This is a genomic window from Pseudoduganella sp. RAF53_2 (genome assembly GCF_052113985.1).
In the GTDB taxonomy this organism is placed as follows: domain Bacteria; phylum Pseudomonadota; class Gammaproteobacteria; order Burkholderiales; family Burkholderiaceae_D; genus Rugamonas.
Map to the genome: position 1 here is coordinate 1 of NZ_JBFRDW010001017.1, position 1,310 is coordinate 1,310.

2 protein-coding genes are annotated in these 1,310 nt (G+C 59.0%); one reads left to right on the top strand and one right to left on the bottom strand.

The genetic code is table 11. The features are described from left to right. Positions 1–255: PRC-barrel domain-containing protein (locus AB4Z11_RS31950; protein ID WP_442030228.1), on the bottom strand; the 255-nt coding region annotated here is incomplete at its 3' end. Between the two features lie 157 nt (positions 256–412). On the opposite strand from AB4Z11_RS31950, the gene AB4Z11_RS31955 reads away from it, so the two are divergent. Further along, positions 413–1,310, top strand: an 898-nt coding sequence (locus tag AB4Z11_RS31955; RefSeq protein ID WP_442030230.1) for a CTP synthase, incomplete at its 3' end; no start/stop codon positions are given.

Genomic DNA, 1,310 nt, shown 5'->3' on the forward strand with positions numbered 1-1,310 from the left:
GTCCAGGGTTAGCGCTTCCCATGGCACGGCGAACAGTTTTTCGCCCATGGTCAGCACGCCGCCGGACGCCATCACCACATACGCCACGTGGCCAGTCTGCATGTCCAGCATGATTTCCTTGACGGTGCCGAGGTGTTCGTTTTGCAGGTTGTGGACATGGTCGCCGATCAGCGTGTCGGCGCCCATCAGGCGTGGTCCCGGACCTTGGTGGCCGGTGTCTACGTAATTGCCGTATGCGTCGCGTTCGTAACTCATGATGGCCTCCTTTTGGGAAATAGTGTTATTTTGACTAGCGGCCCAGCCATGGTCTGTTCGGCAACTCACATTTTCATGACGGCATGGTGAAGTGGTACCGAAATTACGCTATAATTTCAATTTCCCGCATCGCGCCTACCCGGCGCCCGATCTCGCAATGACCAAATTTGTCTTCGTCACTGGTGGCGTTGTGTCGTCCCTTGGTAAAGGGATTGCCGCCGCCTCCCTCGCTGCGATCCTCGAATCGCGCGGCCTCAAAGTCACCATGCTCAAGCTGGACCCGTACATCAACGTGGACCCAGGCACCATGAGCCCCATGCAGCACGGTGAAGTCTTCGTTACCGACGATGGCGCTGAGACCGACCTTGACCTCGGCCACTATGAGCGCTTCATCTCCACCCGCATGCGCAAGGTGAACAACTTCACCACCGGCCAGATCTACGAATCCGTGATCCGCAAGGAACGCCGTGGCGAATACCTCGGCAAGACCGTGCAGGTGATTCCGCACATCACCAACGAAATCCAGGACTACATCCGCCGTGGCGCGGAAGGCTACGATGTCGCGCTGTGCGAGATCGGCGGCACCGTGGGCGATATCGAATCGCTGCCGTTCCTGGAAGCTGCGCGTCAACTGAGCCTGCGCGCCGGCCGCAAGAATTCCGCTTTCGTTCACCTGACCCTGGTGCCGTACATCGCATCGGCCGGCGAACTGAAAACCAAACCGACCCAGCACTCGGTGCAGAAACTGCGCGAAATCGGCATCTCTCCAAACGCGCTGCTGTGCCGTGCCGACCGCCGCATTCCTGAAGACGAAGTGGCGAAGATCTCCCTGTTCTCGAACATCGAGGAACGCGGCGTGATTTCCGTGTGGGACGTCGACACCATCTACAAAGTGCCGCAAATGCTGCACGACCAGGGCCTGGATGCGATCATCTGCGAAGCGCTGGACCTGAACCCGGCACCGGCCGACCTGTCCGTGTGGAGCAAGCTGATTCACACCCTGGAAAATCCGAAAGCGGAAGTGTCGATCGGCATGGTCGGCAAGTACGTGGAGC